Source organism: Pseudomonas sp. NFR02 (assembly GCF_900119375.1).
GTDB classification, from domain to species: Bacteria; Pseudomonadota; Gammaproteobacteria; order Pseudomonadales; family Pseudomonadaceae; genus Aquipseudomonas; species Aquipseudomonas paracarnis.
Genome location: NZ_FPJJ01000004.1, coordinates 422,272 through 445,629, shown reverse-complemented (window position 1 = coordinate 445,629; position 23,358 = coordinate 422,272). Strand labels below are relative to the sequence as shown.

At 60.2% G+C, this 23,358-nt stretch carries 23 protein-coding genes; 10 read left to right on the top strand and 13 right to left on the bottom strand.

The genetic code is table 11. The features are described from left to right. The first annotated feature begins 103 nt into the window (after positions 1-103). Complete coding sequence (locus tag BT199_RS15435; RefSeq protein ID WP_072434891.1) at positions 104-1,372, top strand: Hsp70 family protein; 1,269 nt, start codon at positions 104-106, stop codon at positions 1,370-1,372. Positions 1,373-1,508: 136 nt separating this feature from the next. On the opposite strand, the gene BT199_RS15430 is transcribed toward BT199_RS15435, so the two are convergent. From BT199_RS15430 to BT199_RS15420, 3 genes are all read right to left on the bottom strand, one after another. After that, positions 1,509-2,522 (bottom strand): AI-2E family transporter, encoded by a 1,014-nt coding sequence (locus BT199_RS15430; protein WP_003188124.1) that lies wholly within the window; start codon positions 2,520-2,522, stop codon positions 1,509-1,511. A 205-nt stretch (positions 2,523-2,727) separates the two neighbouring features. After that, a complete protein-coding gene (locus BT199_RS15425; RefSeq protein ID WP_014716700.1) occupies positions 2,728-3,027 on the bottom strand; it encodes a PsiF family protein in 300 nt (99 codons plus the stop codon). Positions 3,028-3,098: 71 nt separating this feature from the next. Next, positions 3,099-3,887, bottom strand: coding sequence for an AraC family transcriptional regulator (locus BT199_RS15420; protein ID WP_072434889.1), 789 nt, complete (start codon positions 3,885-3,887; stop codon positions 3,099-3,101). A gap of 98 nt (positions 3,888-3,985) precedes the next feature. Between BT199_RS15420 and BT199_RS15415 the strand changes: the two genes are divergently transcribed. Further along, positions 3,986-4,876, top strand: a complete 891-nt coding sequence (locus BT199_RS15415) for a DMT family transporter (RefSeq protein WP_072434887.1) — start codon at positions 3,986-3,988, stop codon at positions 4,874-4,876. A 97-nt stretch (positions 4,877-4,973) separates the two neighbouring features. Continuing rightward, positions 4,974-5,504 (top strand): ferritin-like domain-containing protein, encoded by a 531-nt coding sequence (locus BT199_RS15410; RefSeq protein ID WP_014716698.1) that lies wholly within the window; start codon positions 4,974-4,976, stop codon positions 5,502-5,504. A gap of 113 nt (positions 5,505-5,617) precedes the next feature. Here the strand turns inward: BT199_RS15410 and BT199_RS15405 are convergent, their stop codons facing one another. After that, a complete protein-coding gene (locus BT199_RS15405; RefSeq protein ID WP_072434885.1) occupies positions 5,618-7,684 on the bottom strand; it encodes an AsmA family protein in 2,067 nt (688 codons plus the stop codon). Between the two features lie 357 nt (positions 7,685-8,041). On the opposite strand from BT199_RS15405, the gene BT199_RS15400 reads away from it, so the two are divergent. Together BT199_RS15400 and BT199_RS15395 are read left to right on the top strand one after the other, a co-directional pair. Then, positions 8,042-8,362 carry a hypothetical protein gene (locus BT199_RS15400; protein ID WP_003188116.1) on the top strand — a complete coding sequence of 107 codons (321 nt, stop codon included), beginning with the start codon at positions 8,042-8,044 and terminating at the stop codon, positions 8,360-8,362. 151 nt (positions 8,363-8,513) lie between these two features. Beyond that, the gene (locus BT199_RS15395) at positions 8,514-9,146 is read left to right on the top strand and encodes a TetR family transcriptional regulator (protein WP_003188114.1); all 633 of its coding nucleotides are present in this window, start codon (positions 8,514-8,516) and stop codon (positions 9,144-9,146) included. Positions 9,147-9,151: 5 nt separating this feature from the next. Here BT199_RS15395 and BT199_RS15390 read toward each other — a convergent pair whose 3' ends face one another. Then, the gene (locus tag BT199_RS15390; RefSeq protein ID WP_014716696.1) at positions 9,152-9,658 is read right to left on the bottom strand and encodes a C40 family peptidase; all 507 of its coding nucleotides are present in this window, start codon (positions 9,656-9,658) and stop codon (positions 9,152-9,154) included. 339 nt (positions 9,659-9,997) lie between these two features. On the opposite strand from BT199_RS15390, the gene ureE reads away from it, so the two are divergent. The 5 genes from ureE (at position 9,998) to BT199_RS15365 (ending at position 13,679) form a co-directional block, all read left to right on the top strand. Next, on the top strand, positions 9,998-10,498 hold the full coding sequence (gene ureE / locus BT199_RS15385; protein WP_014716695.1) for an urease accessory protein UreE: 501 nt from the start codon (positions 9,998-10,000) through the stop codon (positions 10,496-10,498). After that, positions 10,495-11,169: an urease accessory protein UreF gene (locus BT199_RS15380; protein ID WP_014716694.1), complete on the top strand. Its 675-nt coding sequence runs from the start codon at positions 10,495-10,497 to the stop codon at positions 11,167-11,169. The genes ureE and BT199_RS15380 overlap by 4 nt, the downstream gene beginning before the upstream one ends. A gap of 14 nt (positions 11,170-11,183) precedes the next feature. Beyond that, positions 11,184-11,798 (top strand): urease accessory protein UreG, encoded by a 615-nt coding sequence (gene ureG, locus BT199_RS15375; RefSeq protein WP_014716693.1) that lies wholly within the window; start codon positions 11,184-11,186, stop codon positions 11,796-11,798. A 22-nt stretch (positions 11,799-11,820) separates the two neighbouring features. Further along, positions 11,821-12,393: a HupE/UreJ family protein gene (locus BT199_RS15370; RefSeq protein WP_072434883.1), complete on the top strand. Its 573-nt coding sequence runs from the start codon at positions 11,821-11,823 to the stop codon at positions 12,391-12,393. 176 nt (positions 12,394-12,569) lie between these two features. Continuing rightward, positions 12,570-13,679 (top strand): AGE family epimerase/isomerase, encoded by a 1,110-nt coding sequence (locus BT199_RS15365; RefSeq protein ID WP_072434881.1) that lies wholly within the window; start codon positions 12,570-12,572, stop codon positions 13,677-13,679. Positions 13,680-13,788: 109 nt separating this feature from the next. Here BT199_RS15365 and BT199_RS15360 read toward each other — a convergent pair whose 3' ends face one another. The 8 genes from BT199_RS15360 to BT199_RS15325 form a co-directional block, all read right to left on the bottom strand. Beyond that, positions 13,789-14,694 carry a cation diffusion facilitator family transporter gene (locus BT199_RS15360; protein ID WP_014716690.1) on the bottom strand — a complete coding sequence of 302 codons (906 nt, stop codon included), beginning with the start codon at positions 14,692-14,694 and terminating at the stop codon, positions 13,789-13,791. Positions 14,695-14,874: 180 nt separating this feature from the next. Then, positions 14,875-15,642, bottom strand: a complete 768-nt coding sequence (locus tag BT199_RS15355) for an SDR family oxidoreductase (protein WP_014716689.1) — start codon at positions 15,640-15,642, stop codon at positions 14,875-14,877. An 822-nt stretch (positions 15,643-16,464) separates the two neighbouring features. After that, complete coding sequence (locus tag BT199_RS15350) at positions 16,465-17,181, bottom strand: ABC transporter ATP-binding protein (RefSeq protein ID WP_003188103.1); 717 nt, start codon at positions 17,179-17,181, stop codon at positions 16,465-16,467. Beyond that, on the bottom strand, positions 17,178-18,053 hold the full coding sequence (locus BT199_RS15345; RefSeq protein WP_038448667.1) for an ABC transporter ATP-binding protein: 876 nt from the start codon (positions 18,051-18,053) through the stop codon (positions 17,178-17,180). Before BT199_RS15345 ends, BT199_RS15350 begins: the two co-directional genes overlap by 4 nt. Next, on the bottom strand, positions 18,046-19,344 hold the full coding sequence (gene livM / locus BT199_RS15340) for a high-affinity branched-chain amino acid ABC transporter permease LivM (protein ID WP_038448664.1): 1,299 nt from the start codon (positions 19,342-19,344) through the stop codon (positions 18,046-18,048). The genes BT199_RS15345 and livM overlap by 8 nt, the downstream gene beginning before the upstream one ends. Positions 19,345-19,346: 2 nt before the next feature. Continuing rightward, the gene (locus BT199_RS15335) at positions 19,347-20,261 is read right to left on the bottom strand and encodes an ABC transporter permease subunit (protein ID WP_003188099.1); all 915 of its coding nucleotides are present in this window, start codon (positions 20,259-20,261) and stop codon (positions 19,347-19,349) included. Positions 20,262-20,462: 201 nt separating this feature from the next. After that, a complete protein-coding gene (locus BT199_RS15330) occupies positions 20,463-21,599 on the bottom strand; it encodes a branched-chain amino acid ABC transporter substrate-binding protein (protein ID WP_005784282.1) in 1,137 nt (378 codons plus the stop codon). Positions 21,600-21,973: 374 nt separating this feature from the next. Beyond that, entirely contained in the window at positions 21,974-23,257 is a 1,284-nt protein-coding gene (locus BT199_RS15325; RefSeq protein ID WP_038448662.1) for an L-pipecolate oxidase, read from the bottom strand. Between the last annotated feature and the right edge of the window lie 101 nt (positions 23,258-23,358).

The following is a 23,358-nucleotide window of genomic DNA, read 5'->3' as shown; positions in this document are numbered from 1 at the left end:
CTATGTAGCGCGAATGCGCGCTGAATTACGGATCGCCGGTCTACGCATCCGGGCCCGAGTGACATACACTGCGCGGCCGTTTTTTGACCGGAACCTGTTAGACATGAAAAACGAATCTCCAGCCCGTGCCTGCGGCATTGACTTCGGCACGTCCAACTCCACCGTCGGCTGGATCCGCCCCGGCGAGGAGACGCTGATCGCGCTGGAGGACGGAAAAATCACCTTGCCGTCAGTGGTCTTCTTCAACTTCGAGGAACGCCGCCCGGTGTACGGTCGCCTGGCGCTGCACGAATACCTGGAGAACTACGAAGGCCGCCTGATGCGCTCGCTCAAGAGCCTGCTGGGTTCCAAGCTGATCAAGCACGACACCAGCGTGCTCGGCACTGCCATGCCCTTCACCGACCTGCTGGCACTGTTTATCGGCCAACTCAAGAGTCGCGCCGAAGCCAACGCCGGTCGTGAATTCGAAGAAGTGGTACTGGGCCGCCCGGTATTCTTCGTCGATGACGACCCGATGGCCGACCAGGAAGCGGAAAACACCCTGGTGGATGTGGCGCGCAAGATCGGCTTCAAGGACATCTCGTTCCAGTACGAACCGATTGCAGCGGCGTTCGACTACGAGTCCACCATCGAGAAAGAAGAGCTGGTGTTGATCGTCGATATCGGCGGTGGTACCTCCGACTTCTCCCTGGTGCGCCTGTCGCCGGATCGTCGTCACAACGACAACCGCCAGAGCGACATCCTCGCCACCGGCGGCGTGCACATCGGCGGCACCGACTTCGACAAACAACTCTCGCTGGCTGGCATGATGCCGCTGTTCGGCTACGGCAGCCGCATGAAGAGCGGCGCCTACATGCCCACCAGCCACCACATGAACCTGGCGACCTGGCACACCATCAACTCGGTGTACTCGCAAAAATCCCAGCTGGCCCTGGGCAGCATGCGCTACGACATCGAAGACACCGGCGGCATCGACCGCCTGTTCAAGCTGATCGAACAGCGTGCTGGGCACTGGCTCGCGATGGAGGTGGAGGAAACCAAGATCCATCTGACCCAGGCAGACAGCCGCCATGTGCCGTTGGACCGTATCGAAGCGGGCTTGAGCGTCGACCTGAGTCGCGCACTGTTCGAATCGTCGATCGACAACCTGCTCGAACGCGTGCGCGGCAGTGTCACACAGTTGCTCAATGACGCCTCGGTGAGCGTGGCCCAGGTGGACACGGTGTTCTTTACCGGTGGTTCCAGCGGCATCCCGGCACTGCGCCACAGCATCTCGGCAATGCTGCCGAATGCGCGGCATGTGGAAGGTAATATCTTCGGTAGTATCGGTAGCGGTTTGGCGATTGAGGCGAGCAAGCGCTACGGCAGCTGAGTTTCAGCTGAAACCGTGGCGCGCCCTTCGCGAGCAAGCCCGCTCCCACACTTGACCACGTTCCATCTTTGGAATGCAGCCGAATGTGGGAGCGGGCTTGCTCGCGAAGAGGCCAGTTCAGGCACCGAACCTGTCTTTAAACCATCCCACCCAGCTTCAGCTCGCTCTTCAGATAGGCATAGTAAATCGGCCCCGCCACCACCCCCGGCAGGCCGAACGCTGCCTCAAACACCAGCATCGCCAACAACAACTCCCATGACTTGGCACTGATCTGCCCGCCGACGATTCGCGCGTTGAGGAAGTACTCGACCTTGTGGATCACGATCAAATACCCCAGCGCCGCCACCGCCACCCAGATCGACAGCGACAGCGCCACGATGGTGATCAGCGTGTTGGAGATCAGGTTGCCGATCACGGGCAGCAGACCGAGCAGGAAGGTCAGCACGATCAGGGTCTTGGTCAACGGCAGGTGAATGCCACACAGCGGCAGCACTACTGCCAGGAACACCGCGGTGAAGGCGGTGTTGAGCGCGGCGATCTTGATCTGGGCGAAGACGATGTTGCGAAACGCCTGGACCAACAGGTGCAGGCGGTCGAACAGCGCGGCGGCCAAGGGTTTGCGCTTGGTCAAGTCGGGCACGCGCTGCAAGGCGATGATCGCACCCAGCACCATACCGATCAGCAAGGTGACGAACATGTGGGCGGCGTCTTTGCCAACCAGTTGCAGTTCGCTCAGGTGCTTGCTTAGCCAATCACCGATGGCCACGCGAAACTCCGCGGCGCTGGCGGGCAGGTAAGCATCGATGGACGGCGGCAATTGCCCGCGCGCGCGGTCGACCACGCCCATGAATTTGTCCAGGGAAGCCCCGGGGTTTTCCGCTTCGTGGAGCAGGAAGCTGATGGCGCCGGCGAAGATCAAGGCCAACACGCTGACGATCAAGGTGCCCAGCAAGGCCACCGCCAGCCAGCGCGCGCGCCGGCCTTCGATCAGGCGTTGCAATTGAGGGGTGAGCATGTTGACCAGTTCATAGACCAACAGGCCGGCCAGCAGGCTGGGTAGCAATTTCAGCGGCAGTACCAGCAGCAACCCGCCGAAAATGATGATGTAGCTGGACAGCAACAACACATGACGCTGAGAAAACGTTGGCATACAGCCTCAAAACAAACGGCGTTGAAGGATGGGCAGTCTGCCAGCCTTGGAAGAATCAAGCGAGAGCGGGTGTTGTGAATACGATCAAGTGTGGGAGCTGGCTTGCCTGCGATGCGGGCACCTCGGTGTATCCGTCATACCGAGGCGACGCAATCGCAGGCAAGCCAGCTCCCACAGGGGTTCTGCAGCATTCGTGAACTCGCGATCAGCCCTTGAGGCAGGTGCTCATGAATGTCTTGCGCGCATCACCGGTCAACGCCTTGGTTTTCGCCGACGCATTGCAGTCTTTCATCTTCTGCTGCTGCGGGGTCAGGGTCTTGGCGTCGTTGGCGGCAGGTGCCGACAGGCAGGTCTTCATGAAGGCCTTACGGTCATCGCCCTTGAGCGTCTTGGTGGTGGCTTCGGCATTGCAGGTGGTCATTTTGTTTTGCTGGGCAGTGGCGGCAAAACCCTGGGCACACATCAGCAGGCCCATCATCAACAACGGAATACGCAGCATCTTCATGGAGTTTTCTCCCTGTTACCGTGCCGACGGGCACGGCCTACAGCGCAGTGTAGTCAAAACCTGTTACAACTTCACCGGCCACGAATGTTCGCCCGCCGATATTGCTCCGGCGTGCAGCCGGCGTGGCGTTGGAACATGGCGATAAACGCTGAGGCGGTGCTGTAGCCCAGATCAAACGCCACGTGTTGCACGCTGCGGTCGCTGTCCAGCGCTTCGATGGCCGCCAGGTAGCGCAAGCGCTGGCGCCATTCGCCGAAGCTCATGCCCAGCTCGCGCACAAACTGGCGCGCCAGGGTGCGCTCGCTCACATGCACCTGCTCGGCCCATTGCGCCAGAGGGCGGTTGTCTCCCGGCTCTGCCTGCATGCCCTCCAAGACCCCAAGCAATCCCGGGTGGCGGGCGTAGGGCAGGAAGCAGTCGTGGACCGGCGCCTGCCTGAGCTGGTCCACCAGCACCTGGGCCAGGCGCATGTCGGCATCGGTGCGCGGTGCATTGACATCGCGCAGGGCGAAATCCTTGAGGATCGCCTTGAGAATGTCGCTGATCGCCAGGGTGCAAGGCTGCTGCGGCAACTGCTCGCACAGCTGCGGCGCCAGCCCTACGGAGTGGTAGACAATCGCCTCGGCATTGTAGGAGCTGTGCTCGGTAAGCGGCGGCACCCACACGGCGTATTGCGGTGGCGACATGAAGCGATTGCCCGCCACTTCCATGCGCATCACACCGCTGGCCGAGTAATCCAGCGAGCCCCATGTGTGCTGGTGGGGGGTGCATTCGGTGTCCGGGGCAAAATCGGAATACCGAAAGTACACCGGGCTTGGCAGGCGGGCGAAATCGGGCAGGCGTACGGTGTGTCGGGACATATTGTCTGGATTCAACGCTCAGTTGTCTGGATCGCAGTATAGGCTTCGATCCAGACAGAGGATAATCCTGCCTCGTCAACACACTGGGTTTCTTTTCAATGCAATACGCGTATCCGCTGCTGGCTATCTTTATCTGGGCCGGCAACACCGTGGTCAACAAATTGGCCGTGGGCTCGATCTTCCCGGCTGAAATCGGCTTTTACCGCTGGCTGTTCGCTGCGTTGCTGTTCACGCCGTTCATGCTCAAACCGGTGGTCGCCCACTGGCCGCAGATCCGTCCCAACCTGGGCAAGATCTTTACCCTCGGCGTGCTCGGCATGGCGGTGTATCAAAGCCTGGCCTATTACGCCGCGACGCTGACCAGCGCCACCAATATGGGCATCATCCTGTCTCTGATGCCGTTGATGGCGCTGACCGCCGCGATCATCAGCCTTGGCCAACGCCTGACCTTCGGTGCGCTGACCGGCGCGGTGCTGTCGTTCGCAGGCGTGGTCGTGGTGGTGTCGGCCGGCAGCCTGGGCGCGTTGCTGCAACATGGGGTCAACCTGGGCGACGGCATGATGCTGGTGGCAACATTGGCTTATGCGGTCTACAGCACCCTGCTGAAAAAATGGCAGCTGCGCCTGCCGCCGTTGGTGCTGCTGTATTTGCAGGTGCTGGTCGCGGTGATGGTGCTGCTGCCGCTGTATCTGTTCTCGGCCAAGGCCGGTTTGGGCTGGGCGAATATTCCGCTGGTGCTATATGCCTGCCTGCTGGCTTCGATGCTGGCACCGCTGGCGTGGATGCACTCGGTCAAGACCCTGGGGCCCAGCCGTACCACGTTGTTCTTCAACCTGCTGCCGCTGATTACCGCGCTGATTGCGGCGGTGGTGCTGAAGGAAGAGTTGGCGCGGTATCACCTGGTGGGTGGCTTGCTGACCCTGGGTGGAGTGATCCTGTCGGAGCGCTGGACCACACCGGTCAGACGCCCTCAGGACACATCCTGTTAAATCCGATAAAACTTTTCGCCTGGCCCGGGACTCACAACCAATAGCGATCACGCCGGCAGAGCGTGGCGTACAACCGGATTAGCCCCAGGAGATTGAAATGACTCAAGCACAACTGACTGACGTTGCGACCCTGCGCAGCCGCGCCCGCCAGAACGTCGAAAACGGTGCCGTGACCGAAGGCTACGACGCCGACCGTCAGGAAATCATCCGACTGCTCAACGAGTCGCTGGCCACTGAACTGGTCTGCGTGTTGCGCTACAAGCGTCACTACTTCATGGCCAACGGCCTCAAGGCCAGCGTGGCTGCCGATGAGTTCCTGGAACATGCGACCCAGGAAGCCGAGCACGCTGACAAACTGGCCGAGCGTATCGTGCAACTGGGCGGCGAGCCGGAGTTCAACCCCGACCTGCTGTCGAAAAACTCCCATGCGCAATACGTGGCGGGTAACACCTTGAAGGAAATGGTCTATGAAGACCTGGTGGCCGAGCGAATCGCAGTAGACAGCTACCGCGAGATCATCCAGTACATCGGTGACAAAGACCCGACTACCCGTCGCATCTTCGAAGACATCCTGGCTCAGGAAGAAGAACACGCGGACGATATGGCGGATATTCTGCAGGATCTGTAATAACTAACACCGCAACATCACCCTGTGGGAGCGGGCTTGCTCGCGATAGCGTTGGATCAGTTGATAAATCATTGACTGATACCCCGCTATCGCGGGCAAGCCCGCTCCCACAGTTACTTCACGGTCTTGGGCGCCTTGCCTTCCTTCATCTGTTGCAGCAACGGTGCGCACTCATTGGGCTCGCCACCGCTTGGGGCAACCAAGGCGAGCAAGCCGGCGGCCGGCCCGGCGATCACGCCCAGGGCGACCATGCCTGCACCACGTAGCGCCAACGGAATGGCTTTCACGCCAGCATTGGGCTTGATGAAAGGTCCATTGACGTAAAGCGGCGAACGCAGGGAGAACAGGCGAAAACCCTTGGATTCCGGCGTGATGGTCAGGTCCAGTTGCTCGGTGGCCATATTCGCGGTGCCGTCGATGTAGATGATCGCGTTCTCGGTATCGAACACAAACAACCGTGTGGTCGCCAGGCCCGTCTTGATGCCGAAGTCCGCCGCCGCGCAGTTGATCTTTACCTCTTCGTCGCCGAACAGGCGGCCGACCACGTAGTTGCCCACGTTGAGCCCGGCGATTTCCATCAGGCTTCGGCTGATGGCACCATCGTTGATGAGCATCTTCAGGTCACCGTTGGATGTGCCCAACAGTGCCGCCACCGAGTTACCGCGCCCGGTAATATCGGCATCGCCGTTGAGTTCACCGAAGCTGGTTTTCATCGGTTCGAAAGTCGGGAACAACTGCTTGAGCTTGAAGTTACGCGCCGTGAGTTTGGCGCGGCCTTCCATCGGGGTGGTGCGGCCGTTCAAACGAATCTGCGCATCGAGCTTGCCACCGGCCACGCCAAAACGCAGGGGTTCGAGGCTCAGTTGGCCGTCGTTGAGCACCAGGTGCGTATAAAGATCGGTAAAGGGCAAATCGGCGCTGTGCACGATGCGCTTGCCGGTGAACTCGACGTCGGCATCCATATCGCGCCAACGCTCGGTGCGGAACTCCTCAACCGGCAGCACTTTGGTGGCCGGCTGTTTGCTTTCACCGCCACGGGCTTTTTGCTTGGCGTTGGAGTCCGCGCCAATCAAAGGCGCCAGGTCATCCATCAGCAGTTGGTTGGACACCAGCGCGCCACTGAGCTTGGGGCGTGGCTGGCTGGCGACATAGGCCAGGTCGCCGTGGATGTCGCTGTTGCCGATCTTGCCGTTGAAGTTCTCGTAGCGGAAGGAGGCGCCGCTGGGCTCATGCAGTTTGGCGATCAGGTGGCCGTCGGTGGAATAGGCCGGCGAATCCGGCAGGGTCACGCCGGTCAGCGGATACAGGTTGCCCAGACTGCTGCCTGAAAGCTTCAGGCGCAGGTCCAGGGCGCCGAGGTTCAGCGGGTCGGTCAGGGTGCCGGCCAGGGCGATGCTGGTGTCCGCGATCTTGACCTGGGCTTGCAGCGGGAACGGCTTGGCCGCGTCCTGCAAGGCCAGCAAGCCACCGATCTTGCCCGTGCCCGCGAGCTTCTGACCATGATATTGACCTTTGACCTTGAGGCCGAACGCGTAGTCCTGGGGCGCCGAGCCTTTTTCCAGGGCCTTCTTGGCATCGGCGTCGCCGACGATTTCACCGAAGGGGATCGGCTTGCCCAGCGGGTCGATGATCACATCCAGCTGGGTCTTGAGGCTTTGATCGTCAAGGGTCACATGGCCTTTGTCGAAGCCGATGGCGCCAATATCCACCACCCAGTTGGACGGTTCGGCGTTGGGGTCCTTGGGGTCGAACTTGAACGTCCAGTTGGCGCGGCCATCCGCCAGGCGCTGCAACTGGGCACCGGGTTCGGTGAGGTCGATGCGGGGGATCACCACACGCTGCACCAGCAAGGCCAGGGGCGAAATGCGCAGCTCAACCTTCTTGAGCGTGACCATCTGCGGTTGTTTCGACCAATCGGGGTTACCCAGGGTCAGGTCTTCGGCAATCACATGGGGCCACGGCACCCAGGCGCGCCAGCCGCCTTCATCGGGCTCACGCTGCCACACCACCGCGAGGTTGCCGTTAATGGCGAATGGACGATGCAGTTCTTCGGAGACTTTGGCATTGAGGGGCGGCTTGATGCGGTTCCAGTCGAAGAACACCAACACCAGTACCACGATGGCAATCAACAGAACGAAGCTGGCGCAGCTCCAAGCGAGAATTTTACGAGTGCGCGTCATTGCACAGGACTCCTGAATACGACTGGCTGGGCAACAGCCTTTTAAACAGCTTATAGGACTACGACTGGCAAAGTGCCTGGGGGTTTAACGCAACGGCGGATTTAGCCGAAAAAAGCGATTTTCCTGATCAACCAGACAATTTTCCCCATCGACGACGCACCATTGTTACCCAGGTTCGTGTCGAAAATACCCACATCGGTGCAAAGCCGCGGGCTTGAGAGGCTCGATCTAGAGCCTCCCGCGAGAACAATCAATTCTGTTGATTATTACCATTGTGTTTATGAACTTTTATATCGACTTATCAAGGGTAACATTAGCCCTGTACCCACTTTATCGCCCTCCCTAGGAGCAACCATCATGAAACGCCAATTACTCGCTACCGTTCTGTTATCTGTCCTGGCTTCCAGCGCCTTTGCCCTGCCAGCTGCCGAACAGGCCACCCCACAGAACAAAGCCCAAGCCGTGCAAACCAGCCAAACCGTGGCTCGCAGCGGTTCGCAAGAAGACGAAAACCGTGATTACGCCAAAGGCGCCGTAGCTGAAAATGGCTACAACCGTCTGCAAGAGAAAGGTTTGGTCGAAGGCGGTGCTGAACAAGCCAACAAACGTGCCTACACCGAAGGCGTTGCTGAAGGCGGTGCCGACCGTCTGCAAGAACTGCATCAAGCACAGAGCTAAGCCTGTGGTGGCCCAGAAAAAAGCCCGATCTGCCGATCGGGCTTTTGCTTTTATATAGACCGCGTCACGCCCCGCCCCTGCCAAGTTCGACGCCGGCAAAGCGCTTTTGCTAGAGTGCGTCGCTGTACTTGCCGACAAAGCTCATCCGCTCATGCTGCCCCGCGCCGAACAGAAGCAACAGACCCGCCTCGCCCTGATGGACGCAGCCCGCCATCTGATGGAGTGTGGCCGTGGGTTTGGCAGCCTGAGCTTGCGTGAAGTGGCCAAGACGGCGGGTATCGTGCCCACCGGTTTCTATCGCCATTTCGCCGATATGGACCAGTTGGGGCTGGTACTGGTCAGCGAGGTCGGCCAGACCTTTCGCGCCACGATCCGCCTGGTGCGCCACAACGAATTCGTGATGGGCGGCATCATTGATGCCTCGGTGCGCATCTTTCTCGATGTGGTTTCGGCTAACCGCTCTCAGTTCCTGTTCCTGGCTCGCGAACAGTACGGCGGCTGCCTGGCCGTGCGCCAAGCCATCGCCGCCCTGCGCGAAGACATCACCCGCGACCTGGCCGCCGACCTGACGCTGATGCCCAAACTCCAGCACTTGGATGCCGAAGGTTTGCATGTGATGGCCGACCTGATCGTCAAGAGCGTGTTCGCCACCCTGCCCGATATCATCGACCCACCGGCCCACGCCCTGCCGGCCCACCTTACGCCCCAAGCGAAAATCACCCAGCAACTGCGCTTTATCTTTATCGGCCTCAAGCATTGGCAAGGGCTGGGCAGCACCGAATAAAGCAATCAACCCGCCGTGTGGAACCGTTTGGCGGTGGTGTAGTGCTTGTTCCAGTAGCTATTGCTCAATGAATCGATACGAATGGTTTTGCCGGTGCGCGGCGAATGAATGAATTTGCCGTGGCCAATGTAAAGCCCGACATGGCTGACCTGGCCGCGCCCGTTGCCTTTGAAAAACACCGCATCCCCAGGCTTCAACGCATTGCGCTTGATGGTCGCCGCCGATGAACGGTGCATGGCCGTGGTGGTGCGCGGTATCTGGATATTGGCCTGGGTCTTGAACAGGTAAACCAGGAAGCTGCTGCAATCGAAGCCCTGCTCCGCCGAGGTGCCGCCCCACTTGTAGGGCGTACCGAGCAACTCATGGGCGCGGTCGATCACGTCGTCGATGGAAGCCGGCTTGAGGCTTTGCAGCGACGAGCCGAAGCTGGCGCGGGGCTGAAAATTGGCCGATGCCGATGAAATAAAGAAGGTCAGGCTGACCAGGCATATACAGAAAATTGATCGAAGCATGATGAACGTCGCGGTGGTATTAAACAGGGCGCATAGCCTAAAGAACCCTCAGGTAATCTCATGAACTCCAAATCCTCATGATTCGTAGGACAAATCCTAAAAACTGCCTACAGAGAAAAAGATGAAAGAAATTTCATCAAGACAAGCGCCTCCATCAACGCAAAACGCCCTTCGCCGGTGCTATAAACCTCGCCACGCACCAAATTGATTCACACACTGAATTATCTGACGCCCTATTGAGCAGCATGCCTGCCTGACTACAGGGAATTCCTACTCAATCCCGTGATTGGCAAGCCCCTTGCTCTAGGTCTTTCATCGCTCACAGCTGGAAGCTCTCTGATGCTGGTGATACATCGCCGAATCGCCCCCCAAGCCCTCTGGGCCGCCGAGTTGCTGCTCAATTACGAAGCCCGCAGCAAAAGCCGCCTGCGCTGTTTCAGTGCCGACGGTGAAGACGTCGGCCTGTTTTTGGAGCGGGGCCAGCCGCCCTTGCATGATGGTGAATTCCTACAGGCAGAAGACGGACGCGTCGTACGGGTGTGCGCCCGCCCTGAACAACTGCTGCATGTCACCTGCCGCAACGCGTTCGAGTTGACTCGCGCCGCCTATCACCTAGGCAACCGCCATGTAGCCCTGCAAGTCGGTGACGGTTGGCTGCGCCTGCTCGATGACTACGTGCTCAAGGCCATGCTTGAACAGCTGGGTGCCGATGCACAGACCATCGAAGCGCCGTTTCAACCCGAGCACGGCGCCTATGGCGGCGGCCATCATCATTCGCGCCATGGGGATGAAGACTTCAACTACGCCCCCAAGCTGCATCAGTTCGGCGTACGTCTATGAACCCAGCCTGGGCGCTTCTACGCCTGGCCAGTCCGCAATTGCCGATTGGCGGCTACAGCTATTCCCAGGGCCTGGAAATGGCGGTGGACAACGGCCGCGTGCAGGATGCCGCGAGCGCCCGACGCTGGATCAGTGACCAGTTGCTGCTCAACCTGGCGCGTTTCGAAGCGCCGCTGTTGCTCGCCCATTGCCGCGCAGCCATCGAGCAGGACTGGGCACAACTGGCGCAGTGGTGCGACGAGCATCGCGCCAGCCGTGAGAGCCGGGAGCTGTATCAGGAAAGCCGCCAGATGGGCTACTCCCTGCAACAGTTGCTCAACGGCTTGCCGGAACTGGACGACAGCGCCCGTGACTTTCTCGCTCAACGCGACGAACCGCACCTGGCCCTTGGCTGGGCCTTGGCCGCGCGCGCCTGGCACATCAACGCCGACGACGCCCTCGCCGCCTGGCTGTGGAGCTGGCTGGAAAACCAATTGGCCGTGCTGATGAAAACCCTTCCACTGGGCCAGCAAGCCGCCCAGCGTCTAACCAGTGAACTGCTGCCGCTGCTGCAACAAGCCCAGCAGGATGCCGAGCGCATTAACCCTAACCATTTGGGCAGCGCTGCTTTTGGCCTGTCCCTGGCGTGCATGGCCCACGAGCGCCAGTACAGCCGCCTGTTCCGTTCCTGATTCTGGAGAAGCACATGAACACACAACCCCTGCGCGTCGGTATCGGCGGCCCGGTAGGCTCGGGCAAGACCGCCCTGACCCTGGCCCTGTGCCTGGCGCTGCGCGATCGCTACAACCTGGCGGTGGTGACCAACGACATCTATACCCGTGAAGATGCCGACTTCCTGGTGCGCAACCAGGCCCTGGCGCCGGAGCGCATCATCGGCGTGGAAACCGGCGGCTGCCCACACACGGCGATTCGCGAAGATGCCTCGATCAACCTGGAGGCCGTGGACCAACTCAACCGTCGTTTTCCGGGCCTGGACCTGATTCTGGTGGAGTCCGGCGGCGACAACCTGTCGGCCACCTTCAGCCCGGAACTGTCGGACCTGACCATCTATGTGATCGATGTGTCTGCGGGCGACAAGCTGCCGCGCAAGGGCGGGCCTGGCATTTGCAAATCCGACCTGCTGGTGATCAACAAAATCGACCTGGCCCCGCTGGTCGGCGCGTCGCTGGACCTGATGAACAGCGACACTCAACGCATGCGCAACGGCAAACCCTTTGTGTTCAGCAACCAGAAAACCGGGGTCGGCCTGGATGACATCGTCGCCTTCATCGAACGCCAGGGCCTGCTGACCGCCGCCTGATCAACCCATAAGGAACCTGTCCATGAGACTCAACAGACTTTTCGCCGCCGCCGTGCTGCTGCTCGCGCCTGCCCTGGCCTTCGCCCATCCTGGCCATGGCGACAATGGCCTGATGGCCGGTATCAGCCATCCCCTGGGCGGCCTCGATCACTTGCTGGCCATGATTGCGGTAGGCCTCTGGGCGGCCCAACAAAAAGGCGCCGCGCGCTGGGCGCTGCCATGCACCTTTGTCGGCACCATGCTGATCGGCGGCGTGCTGGGTTTTGAAGGGCTGCAACTGCCGGCGCTGGAAAGCGGGATTGCTGCTTCGGTGCTGGCCTTGGGCCTGGCGGTAGCATTGGCGGTACGGCCGCCGCTGTTCGTGGCCGTGGGCGCCACGGCGTTGTTTGCGCTGTTTCATGGCGTGGCCCATGGCCTGGAACTGCCGGATATGACCAGCCCTTGGGCGTATGCCGCTGGGTTTGTGGGGGCGACCGCGGCGTTGCATGCAGCCGGTTATGCAGTCGTGCGCTTTTTGCCAGCTGCTGCTGCACCCTTGGTGCGAGTGGCCGGGGCGGCTTCGGCGGCGACTGGGGTGTGGTTGCTGGCGGGCTGATTTGCGGCACTGCTGAGGGCCTCTCGTTCCCACGCTCCGCGTGGGAACGCAGCCGAGGACGCTCTGCGTCCCAAAGCATGACGCAGAGCGTCATAAAATGCATTCCCACGCAGAGCGTGGGAACGATCAGCCTGCTACCATGCGCGCCTACACCCCTGCCGTGACGACGCCAGCCAATGCCCATCGCTTCCCCCTCTTCCCTTACGCCTGTGCTCACGCACTTCCATGACCTGATCGTGCCTCTCTGGCAAGGCCCGGGCTGGAATGCCGACCTGGCACTGCCCTTTGAGGCCCTGGATGCCGATCACCAGCCACTGCCCCCTCAGCGCTATCGCGCCATGGCCTGCGCCCGGCAGCTGTACCTGTTCGCCAGCCTGATCGGCGAACCCGGCGCGGCTTTCGCCGAAGAACGTGCGGCAGCGCTGTTTCGCTCCCTGCAACGGCACTTCCATGATGCCGAACACGGTGGCTGGTTCTATAGCATCGACCCTGCCGGCCAGCCGCTGGACAAGCGCAAAGACCTCTACACCCACGCCTTCATTATTTTTGCCTGCGCCCATTACTGGGCCAAGATGCGTGAGCCGTTGGTGGAATCGGTGCTCAACGCTGCCCTGGAAGTCGTCGCCCAACGTTTTGCCACCGGTGACGGCTTGTACGAGGCCGTACTGGAGCGCAACTGGGCCTCGCTCGACTCCGGCCCGTTGCAAAACCCGTTGATGCACCTGGCCGAAGGTTTCCTGGCCACCCTCGCGGTGCGTGAGGACGCCCAGGTACAAGCGGCCCTGCTGGCACTGGCGACGGCCATGCAGCAACGTTTCATCGACCGCGAGCACGGCGTGATGATGGAAAAACCTTTGGGCGCTGTGGATAACTGGTTTGAGCCGGGGCACCAGTTCGAATGGTTCTTTTTGCTCGAGTCTTCAGCTGTGCTACGCGGCACCGCACTGCATGGCTCGCTGACACGGGCATTTGCCTATGCCGAGCAAAAGGGTGTGGATAAGTTAAGCGGGGCGGTCAGCGGCATGCTTGCGCTGGATGGCACGGTGCGCGACGGTACCCAACGGATCTGGGCACAGGCGGAGTACCTGCGGGCGTTGACCTTGCGGCCAGGCAGCGAAGCGGTGCTGCAGCGTCAGTTGCAGGCGCTGCAACAGCGCTTTTTGCATGCCAAGGGTTGGCATGAATGCCTGGATGCCGAGGGTAAGGTGAGCCGACGGGATATGCCTTCGACTACGCCCTATCATTTGGCGACTTGCTATCAGGGCTTGGTCCAACATCTGGGCTGACCTGCTGGGCCCCATCGCAGGCAAGCCAGCTCCCACAGTTGATAGTGTTCGCACATTTAAATGTGGGAGCTGGCTTGCCTGCGATAGCCTCACCTCGCTCTAACAGACTTTAGGCAATCCACTTGCGATCCCCGGTAAAACTGATCGTCAACCACCGCGCCGCATCCGCCGCCCCAAGCCCTGTGGATATCTCTTCCCGCAGCCCATCGAGAGTCGCGACGTTATCCACCGGGTAATTCGCTGGCAGCACCACATGAATTTCGATAAACCGCGCACGCCCGTGCTTCTGCACATAGGACACATAGTCGTCGAAACCATGCTTGGCCTGCGCCGCGTCCATCACTTCGCGAACCTTGTCGTCCAAGTGATCCGGCGCGATGCCCAACACTTCGCGCAGCGCCGGGCGCAGGATCTTGAATGCCGGCGCCAGCATGCTCAGGGCCAGCAGGATCAGAATCAACGGGTCCACGTAGACCGCCCACTCGCCATAGCCCTGGGACTTGAGCAACAGTGCGGCCAGGAAGCTGATCAGCAAGCCCACCGACAGCATCGCGTCCACCAGCCAACTGATGTTGTCGAACTGGATCAATGACGATTTGAGTGTGCGATTGCGGTAGCGCACATAGAAGAAGTAGGCGAACTCCACGACGGTAAACACCGCCGCATAAATGATCACCAGCCCCAACTCGATTTCGCGCCCGCCATTGATAATGCCGAACACGCCATTGAGGAACGCGTAGATGGCGATCAGCAGCAGGAAACTGCCTTCGATCAACAGCACCATTGGCTCCAGGTGCCAATAGCCGAACTGGAAACGCTCGTTGCTTTTCTTGGCGATCAGCTTGGCCGTGATCAGCATCAGCACCTTGATGGCGGTGGCGATCAGCGAGAAAAAGCCGTCGAACAGAATGGATTGGGCGCCGGATATCACACCCGTGACAATCCCGGCGATCGCGACTGCGAACATCAGGATAGTCGATTGTTTGAGCAGTGCCTGCTCACCTCGGTTACTCACATTGCCTCCTGTCAAAACCTTTAAACCGCTGGGTGCGGTGGGGTTTTCAGGCGGGCAGTGTACCTTATGCCGCATTTTGGCCGATTTGCCGCCATCGCAGGCAAGCCGCCTCCCACATTTGGATGTGTGAATACCGTCAAATGTGGGAGCTGGCTTGCCTGCGATGGCAGCGACGCGGTCTTAGCCTTTGGCCCCACGCTCAATCGCAAACCCAGCCCAGGTCTGGCTCACCGGCATCAACTCCAGGCGGTTGATGTTCACGTGCGCCGGGGTGTTCATCACCCAGAAAATCGTATCGGCAATGTCCTGCGGCTGGATCGGCTCGGCACCTGCGTAGGTGGCGTCATAACGCGCCTGGTCACCGCCGAAGCGCACCAGGGAGAACTCGCTTTCACACAAGCCCGGCTCGATATTGGTCACGCGCACGCCGGTGCCTTGCAGGTCGCAGCGCAGGTTCAACGAAAACTGCTTCACGAACGCCTTGGAACCGCCATACACATGGCTGCCCGGGTACGGGTAGTTACCGGCGATGGAGCCCAGGTTGATGATCCCGGCCCCGCGGCCATGGGCAATCAGGCGCGGCAACAGCAGGTTGGTGGTGGTCAGCAGGCCCTTGATGTTGGTATCGACCATGGTTTCCCAATCGTCGAGGTCGCACTTGGGCGCAGGGTCGGTGCCCACGGCCAGGCCGGCGTTGTTGATCAGGCCGCGCAGCGTGGCGAACGACGGCGGCAGGTTGGCGATGGCCTCCTCCATGCCTTTGCGGTCGCGCACATCCACCACCAGGCCATGCACTTCGGTCTGCTTGGAAAGCTCTTGGACCAAGGCATTCAAGCGCTCGGCACGACGACCGGTGAGCACCAGTTTCCAGCCGGCCTCGGCAAAACGACGGGCACAGGCTTCGCCGAAACCTGAAGTAGCGCCAGTGATAAACAGCGTGTCGGACATGGTGTTCTCCTTGCGGGCATCGGGAAAAAAACAGCCAGCAGAATGCCCTTACGCCGCGTTTGCGGCAACCGCTGTGCACACACGCGCATACTTGACTGATCACTTTTTAATCAAGCGACGCAAAGCCTTATAAACCGTAGCTTGCAGCCATATGCGCGCAGGTTATCCACAACTGCGCCCACAGTCTTTGGGGGCAAGTGCAAACGGCTCAAAGCCACTGTGTACAAGGGTTGCAGGCGGTTTTATAAAGTTTTTTGCTTGACCTGGGCAAGCGCCTATGTAGCCGGCGACAAATGCTGAAAAACACAACGATGGCTCCAGGCCAGTCATTGCGGCCCCTGCGCGCGTCTTTCCAGAGTTTAATCACAGACTTATCCACAGGCCGGAACGACTTATTTCGTTCATATACCTGTGTCTTTAAACAGGTTGACAAACCCTTGAGACGGTCGCGAAAAACACACTGATCGAAAAACAACCAACACGCTACAAGCCACGTGGTTAAAGGCTTTCAGCCAGCTACTCCCACGTTACCCACAGCCGGTTCCACAGTGGATGGGGACAAGTCAAAACTGTGACAAAACAGGGATTTGCGGCGACTATATGTCGCGCTTTTGAGGTGGGCTGGATTTGTTTTCCACAATTTGGTTGAGCGCTTGTGGACATCGCAAAAACAAATGTGGGAACCGGCTTTGGGTGGGAGCTAACTTGCCTGCGATGCGGCCACCTCGGTATGTCAGCTAAACCGAGGTGATGCTGTCGCGGGCAAGCCCGGCTCCCACATAAGGCCCGGTTCCCACAGGGTTGATGCGCCTGGATCTTAGGTCAGTGGCCGCCCAGGTAGGCGTTGCGCACGTCCTCGTTCACCAGCAACTCCTTGCCGGTGCCGGTCAGGCGAATCTCACCATTGACCATCACATACGCTCGGTCCGACAGGCGCAGCGCATGGTTGGCGTTCTGCTCCACCAGGAAGATGGTCATACCGGTGGACGCCAGCTCGCGCAGGGTGGAAAAGATCTGCTTCACCACAATCGGCGCCAACCCCAGGCTTGGCTCATCGAGCAGCAACAGCTTGGGCCGGCTCATCAGCGCACGGGCGATGGCGAGCATTTGTTGCTCACCACCGGACATGGTCATCGCCCGCTGGTTGCGCCGCTCCTTGAGCCTGGGGAACAGCTCGAACATGCGTTGCATGTCCTCGCTGGCGAACTTGTCGCCAATGGGGATAGTGCCCATCAGCAGGTTTTCCTCGACGGTCATGTCGGGGAACACCCGCCGCCCTTCCGGCGACTGCGCAATGCCGTTGGAAGCGATGTAGTGGGACGATTTGTGGGTAATGTCGACGCCGTTGTAGAGGATCTGCCCCGACTCGGCCCGAGGCTGACCGAAGATCGACATCAGTAACGTGGACTTACCCGCGCCATTGGAGCCGATCAGGCTGACGGTTTCGCCTTCGTTGATGTGCAGCGAGACTTTTTTCAGGGCCTGGATCGGGCCGTAGAACACGTCCAGGTCCTTCATTTCGAGGATAGGTGCACTCATACCAGCTCCTCTTCATCCGCGCCCAGGTAGGCGGCGATCACTTTCGGGTCGTTGCGGATCGCATCCGGGCCGCCTTCGGCGATCACGTTGCCGTGGTCCAGCACCACAATGTGGTCGGAAATACTCATCACCATGCCCATGTCGTGTTCGATCAGCACCACCGTAAGGTCGTGTTCGTCGCGCAGCAGGCGAATCATCGCGCTGAGGGCTTCGGTTTCCTGTGGATTGAGGCCCGCTGCCGGTTCGTCCAGGCAGATGATCTGCGGCCGCGTGCACATGGCGCGGGCGATTTCCAGGCGGCGCTGCTGGCCGTAGGAGAGCTCGCCGGCCAGACGGTTGGCGCAGTCCACCAGGTCGACTACTTCCAGCCAGTAGAATGCGCAGTCCAGCGCATCGCTTTCGGCCTTGCGGTAGCCTTTGGTATTGAGGATGCCGGCAAGCATGTTGCGGTTGACCCACATGTGCTGGGCCACCAGCAGGTTTTCCAGCACCGACATTTCCTTGAACAGGCGAATGTTCTGGAAAGTGCGCGCCAGGCCGGCACGGTTCACCAGATGGGTGCCGCCGAACATCTTGTAGTACACGCGGCTGAGGAAGCTTTTGGGCGAGACAAAGTCGGTGGCCTCAAAGCGCTCACCCAGCAACTGAATGACGTTGGTTTGCTTGCCCCGCACGTTGAGCTCGATCTTGCCGCCACTGGCTTTGTAAAAGCCGGTGAGGCAGTTGAACACCGTGGTCTTGCCGGCGCCGTTGGGGCCGATCAGGGCGAAGATCGAGTTGCGTTTGACCTGTAGGCTCACATCACTGAGGGCCTTGATGCCCCCGAAGTGCATCATCAGGTGTTCGACTACCAGCACGACTTCCTTACTCATGGCGCGGCTCCCTATTCGCTATGGCACCCTTGCGTGGCGTCACACCGGTACGGCTGATACGAATCAAGCCACGCGGTCGCCAGATCATCATCACCACCATCAACACCCCAAACAGCAGCACACGGTACTCGGAAAAACTACGCAGCAGTTCCGGCGCCACGGTCAACACGAACGCTGCGATCACCACGCCGACCGTCGAGCCCATGCCGCCCAACACCACGATGGCGAGGATCAACGCCGACTCGAAGAAGGTAAACGACGATGGGTTGACGAAGCCCTGGTAGCTGGCAAAGAACACCCCGGCCAAACCGGCGGTGGACGCGCCGATGGTGAAGGCCGAGAGTTTGACCAGCACATGGTTCAGGCCCATGGAACGGCAGGCGATTTCATCTTCGCGCAGGGCTTCCCAGGCGCGACCGACCGGCATGCGCGTCAGGCGATGCTTGATGTACAGCACGGCCAGCACCACCAGAAACAGCACGATGTAGATGAACATGAACTTGATGTTGGGGTTGTAATCGATGCCGAAAAACTCGTGAAACGGAATGCCGCCATCCTTCGCACGCTTGCCGAACTCCAGGCCCAGGAAGGTCGGTGACGGCACGGGCATCCCGTTCGGGCCGCCGGTGAACGACAGCCAGTTGTTGAGCACCAGGCGAATGATTTCACCAAAACCCAGGGTCACGATGGCCAGGTAGTCACCGTGCATTCGCAGCACCGGGAAGCCGAGTATGCACCCCGCCAACGCCGCCGCGATGGCCGCCAGTGGCAGCACCGTCCAGAAGCCCAGGCCCAGGTATTGATAACCCAGCGCCAGGCCGTAGGCACCGATGGCATAGAACGCCACGTAACCCAGGTCGAGCAGGCCCGCCAGGCCCACCACGATGTTCAGCCCCAGGCCGAGCAATACGTAGATCAGCCCCAGGATCACCACGGTGAGCAGGTACTTGTTGGCAAAGATCGGGAACACGATGGCGATCACGATCAACGCCGGGATAATCCAGCGCAGCCGCGACTTGTAGTCCGGTGGCAGCACGTGCACGCCGGAGCCGCTGCTCTCGAACCCCTGCAGGATCTTCACGCCCTTGGAAGTTTGCAGGAACAGGCTCAAGGCAAAGCGCCCGGCCATCACGATAGCGACCAGCACGGCAACCCGCGCAGGTTCCAGGTTGAAGCTGTAGCCGTCGAGCACCACGCCGACAATCGGGCCGAATACGATCAGCGAAATCAGCCCCGCGAGGACCGTATCGACCACACTTTTCTTGATATCAATGGATTTGGCAGCAGACATGTTTACACCTTCGCCACAAGTGGGCGACCAAGCAGGCCCTGGGGACGGAAAATCAGAATCACCACCAGCAGGGAGAAACTGAACACGTCTTTGTAGTCAGAGTTGATCAACCCCGAGAACAGCGACTCGGAGATACCGAGGATGATCCCGCCCAGCATCGCCCCAGGCAGGGAGCCGATGCCGCCGAGGACCGCCGCGGTAAACGCCTTGATGCCGATGATGAAGCCGGCATAGAAGTCGAAGGTGCCGTAGTTGAGGGTGATCAGCACGCCGGCCAGGGCAGCCATGGCTGCGCCGATGACGAACACGTAGGAGATCACGCGGTCGGTGTTGATGCCCAGGATCGAGGCCATCTTGCGGTCTTGCTGGGTGGCGCGGCACATGCGGCCGAGCTTGGTGTATTTGATGATGTAGGTGAGCAAGGCCATGCCGGCGAACGCCGCCACGAGGATGAACACTTTGGTGTAGGTCAGTTGCACGAACCCGGTGCCGATATCGACGCGCCAGGCGCCGGCCAGCAGGGTGGGAATGCCTTGTTGCTTGGCGCCCTGGGCGATCTGCGCGTAGTTCTGCAGGATCAGCGAGATACCGATGGCGCTGATCAGCGGTGCCAGGCGGGTGGAGTTACGCAGGGGTTTGTAGGCGACACGCTCAATCACCCAACCGTACACGCCGGTGACGACTACGGTGAAGATCAAAGTACCGAGAATGAGCAGCGGGAAGGATTCGATGCCGAAGTAAGCCAGCAGTGCCAGACTGATCGCCGCGAGGTAAGCGGAAATCATATAAACCTCGCCGTGGGCGAAGTTGATCATGCCAATGATGCCATAGACCATTGTGTAGCCGATGGCGATCAGGCCATAGACCGACCCGAGGGTCAGGCCGTTGACCAGTTGCTGCAGGAAAATACCATCCATAACGCAATCTCACGCGGTGAGCACCTGCACACCGGTGGGTGTGCGGCGCTTCTGGAGGAAAAGACAGATCGGGGTCAAAACACAGCCCTTATGTGGGAGCGGGCTTGCTCGCGAATGCGGTGGGTCATAAACACATTCGGCGACTGACACTCTGCTTTCGCGAGCAAGCCCACTCCCACATTGAGTCCGTGGTGCTTGTACTTACTTCTGCTTTTCCAACTGATGGTATTTGCCGTCTTTGTCCCACTGGTAAACCACGTAGTCAGAGACTTTCAGGTCGCCCTTGGCATCCCAGGCTTTTTCGCCCATGACGGTTTTAACCGGGTTGGCCTTGAGCCACTTGGCAGCGTCTTCGCCCTTGTTGGACTTGGCACCGTTGAAGCCGGCGGCCAGGGCCTGGATCGAGGCGTAAGCGTACAGGGTGTAGCCTTCAGGCTCGGTACCGTTCTTGCGGAACTCTTCCACGACCGTCTTGCTGTCTGGCAGCAGGCGCGGGTCGGCGCCGAAGGTCATGTACACACCATCAACGTACTGCGCGCCGCCGGCGGTGGCTACCAGTTCGTCGGTGACCACGCCGTCATCGGACATGAACTTGACGTCTTTGAGGCCCGCTTCGCGGATCTGGCGCACCAGTGGGCCGGCTTCCGGATGCAAGCCGCCGAAGTACACGACGTCGGCGCCCAGGGAACGGATCTTGGTAACCAGGGCGCTGAAGTCTTTCTCGCCCCGGGTCAGGCCCTCTTCCAGCACCGGCTTGACGCCGCGCTTGGTCAACTGCGCAGCGGTGGCGTCGGCCAGGCCTTTGCCGTAGGTGTCTTTGTCGTTGATCACCGCGACTTTCTTGCCCTTGAGCACGTCGACAATGTAGTCGCCGGCCACGATGCCTTGCTGGTCGTCACGCCCGCACATACGGAACATGGCGCCCAGGCCGCGTTCGGTCACTTGTGGGTTGGTGGAGCCTGGGGTGATGGCGATGATGCCCGCTTCGTCGTAAACCTCAGACGCCGGGATGGTGTTGGATGAGCAGAAGTGCCCGACCACACCGATCACTTTGTCCTGGTCGGCCAGGCGGTTGGCCACGGCCACGGCCTGCTTGGGTTCGCAGGCGTCATCGCCCGCCACCAGCTTGATCTGCTCGCCGTTGATGCCGCCGGCCTTGTTGATAACGTCGGCTGCCGCCTGGGCACCCTTCATGTACTGCTCACCGAAAGCGGCGTTGGCACCCGTCATCGGGCCCGCCACACCAATTTTCACATCAGCTTGAACAAACGTAGAAACACCCAGCGCCGCAGCAACGGCGAGGGCCAGAAAACCTTTCTTGTAAAACGTCTGGGACATGAGTGGTGCTCCGATATTTTTGATTTTTGGCACGACAACTTGCATTCAAACTTTTCACTGAAAGCTCAGAGCAAGCCGCGTGCCATTACTTTTTTATTCTTCAAAAAGACACGGTGTCATTGTTATTACAGGCGTTTCGACGCCTTTTGCCAGGACGTGCAACCGTCTAGCGTCTACGGGTGCAACCAGCACTGCAAAAAAGTACAACCCTGGTAGGTCGCACCTGCAACCACAGGCATAAACGACAGTTCCTACAGCTGTAACAACGTGCGTAACGGAACTGCACATTTACAGTGCGTGATTGCTACGACTTGCACCAATACAGATGGGTAGCCTGCTAAGAAAACGCAGGCTTCTGAGGGGTATTTCGCTGATCAGATCACGATCCTCAGGCATTGCCCGGCGTGATAGAGCGAGAAGCCGGCTTCATACAGGCAACTGCGCAGGCCCACAGCGGCCAGAGGTTGCATAGGGGCAAAAGGGATCGGTAAGGCTTGGGGGTCCTGGTGACACAGGTAGTCGGCAAACGCCTTGCCCACTACGCTGCCGGTGGTCACCCCGCGCCCGTTATAACCGGTAACCGCCACCAGGCCGGGGGCCGGTTCGAACAGGCGCATCAAGTGGTCGGGGGTGAACGCGATGCAGCCGGTCCAGGTGAATTCCCATTGCACCGGTTTGAGGTACGGGAAGTAGTGTTGCTGCACCCGATCGGCCCATGCCTTGAGGAACCACGCCGGCTTCTGGTTGCCGTTACCCAGGCTGCCCAGCAACAGGCGCCCGTCGGCATCGCGGCGAATACTGCTCAGGACCTGGCGCGTGTCCCACGAACCCTGGCCGCCGGGGAGGATCTGTTTGGCCGCGTCATCGGTCAGCGGCGCCGACGCCACCTGGTAGTAATAGCCGGGGAAGAAGTTACGCCGCAGTTCAGTCCATTCGCCTTCGGTGTAGGCGTTGGAGGCGATCACCACCTGCGCGGCCTGCACCGCGCCCTCGGCGGTCTGCACCGACCAATCGGCGCCTTGGCGTTCAAGCTGGGTGACCGGAGAATGGTCAAACAACTGCCCGCCCAACGCTGCGGCGGCATTTGCCAACCCAGTGGTGTAGCCCATGGGGTTCAAGGTGCCGGCGCGCCGATCCAGCAACGCGGCGGCGATTTTCCGGGTACCGGTGGCGTGCTCGCAGGCCTGGCCGGTGAGTAACTCAACCGGTGCGCCACGGCGCTTCCACTGCTGCTCACGGCTGCGCAAGTCCGCCTCGCCACGGGCGTTGTGCGCCATGTGCAAGGTGCCTTCACGGCGCAATTGGCAGTCGATGTTGTACTTGTCGATCAGGCTGAACACCAGGGACGGCGCCGCACCCAACATGCGGTTGAGCTGGCTGCCCACCGCTGTGCCGAAACCGGCCTCGATCTCGTCCGGTGGAATCCACAGGCCGGCGTTGACCAGCCCTACGTTGCGCCCCGAGCCGCCGTGACCGGTGCGATGGGCCTCCAGTACGACGACGCTTTTACCTTGTTCCAGCAAATGAATGGCCGCCGACAAACCGGTGATGCCGGCGCCGATCACGCACACATCCACCTTGACCGCGCCCTTGAGCGCGGCTCGGTCGGGACGGCCTGGGGTGAGGTGTTCCCATAAACATGTTTCGCGCAGTGCCATTGCCAGACTCCGGGATGAATTCACCACCGCTCGTTCCCACGCTCTGCGTGGGAATGTAGCCTTGGACGCTCCGCGTCCGCATTGTCGTGACGCGGAGCGTC

Bases quoted from the DNA above. Each gene is read 5' to 3' on its own strand.
- BT199_RS15435 (WP_072434891.1), top strand. From the start codon at position 104: ATGAAAAACGAATCTCCAGCCCGTGCCTGCGGCATTGACTTCGGCACG.
- BT199_RS15430 (WP_003188124.1), bottom strand. From the start codon at position 2,522: ATGCCAACGTTTTCTCAGCGTCATGTGTTGTTGCTGTCCAGCTACATC.
- BT199_RS15425 (WP_014716700.1), bottom strand. From the start codon at position 3,027: ATGAAGATGCTGCGTATTCCGTTGTTGATGATGGGCCTGCTGATGTGT.
- BT199_RS15420 (WP_072434889.1), bottom strand. From the start codon at position 3,887: ATGTCCCGACACACCGTACGCCTGCCCGATTTCGCCCGCCTGCCAAGC.
- BT199_RS15415 (WP_072434887.1), top strand. From the start codon at position 3,986: ATGCAATACGCGTATCCGCTGCTGGCTATCTTTATCTGGGCCGGCAAC.
- BT199_RS15410 (WP_014716698.1), top strand. From the start codon at position 4,974: ATGACTCAAGCACAACTGACTGACGTTGCGACCCTGCGCAGCCGCGCC.
- BT199_RS15405 (WP_072434885.1), bottom strand. From the start codon at position 7,684: ATGACGCGCACTCGTAAAATTCTCGCTTGGAGCTGCGCCAGCTTCGTT.
- BT199_RS15400 (WP_003188116.1), top strand. From the start codon at position 8,042: ATGAAACGCCAATTACTCGCTACCGTTCTGTTATCTGTCCTGGCTTCC.
- BT199_RS15395 (WP_003188114.1), top strand. From the start codon at position 8,514: ATGCTGCCCCGCGCCGAACAGAAGCAACAGACCCGCCTCGCCCTGATG.
- BT199_RS15390 (WP_014716696.1), bottom strand. From the start codon at position 9,658: ATGCTTCGATCAATTTTCTGTATATGCCTGGTCAGCCTGACCTTCTTT.
- ureE (WP_014716695.1), top strand. From the start codon at position 9,998: ATGCTGGTGATACATCGCCGAATCGCCCCCCAAGCCCTCTGGGCCGCC.
- BT199_RS15380 (WP_014716694.1), top strand. From the start codon at position 10,495: ATGAACCCAGCCTGGGCGCTTCTACGCCTGGCCAGTCCGCAATTGCCG.
- ureG (WP_014716693.1), top strand. From the start codon at position 11,184: ATGAACACACAACCCCTGCGCGTCGGTATCGGCGGCCCGGTAGGCTCG.
- BT199_RS15370 (WP_072434883.1), top strand. From the start codon at position 11,821: ATGAGACTCAACAGACTTTTCGCCGCCGCCGTGCTGCTGCTCGCGCCT.
- BT199_RS15365 (WP_072434881.1), top strand. From the start codon at position 12,570: ATGCCCATCGCTTCCCCCTCTTCCCTTACGCCTGTGCTCACGCACTTC.
- BT199_RS15355 (WP_014716689.1), bottom strand. From the start codon at position 15,642: ATGTCCGACACGCTGTTTATCACTGGCGCTACTTCAGGTTTCGGCGAA.
- BT199_RS15350 (WP_003188103.1), bottom strand. From the start codon at position 17,181: ATGAGTGCACCTATCCTCGAAATGAAGGACCTGGACGTGTTCTACGGC.
- BT199_RS15345 (WP_038448667.1), bottom strand. From the start codon at position 18,053: ATGAGTAAGGAAGTCGTGCTGGTAGTCGAACACCTGATGATGCACTTC.
- livM (WP_038448664.1), bottom strand. From the start codon at position 19,344: ATGTCTGCTGCCAAATCCATTGATATCAAGAAAAGTGTGGTCGATACG.
- BT199_RS15335 (WP_003188099.1), bottom strand. From the start codon at position 20,261: ATGGATGGTATTTTCCTGCAGCAACTGGTCAACGGCCTGACCCTCGGG.
- BT199_RS15330 (WP_005784282.1), bottom strand. From the start codon at position 21,599: ATGTCCCAGACGTTTTACAAGAAAGGTTTTCTGGCCCTCGCCGTTGCT.
- BT199_RS15325 (WP_038448662.1), bottom strand. From the start codon at position 23,257: ATGGCACTGCGCGAAACATGTTTATGGGAACACCTCACCCCAGGCCGT.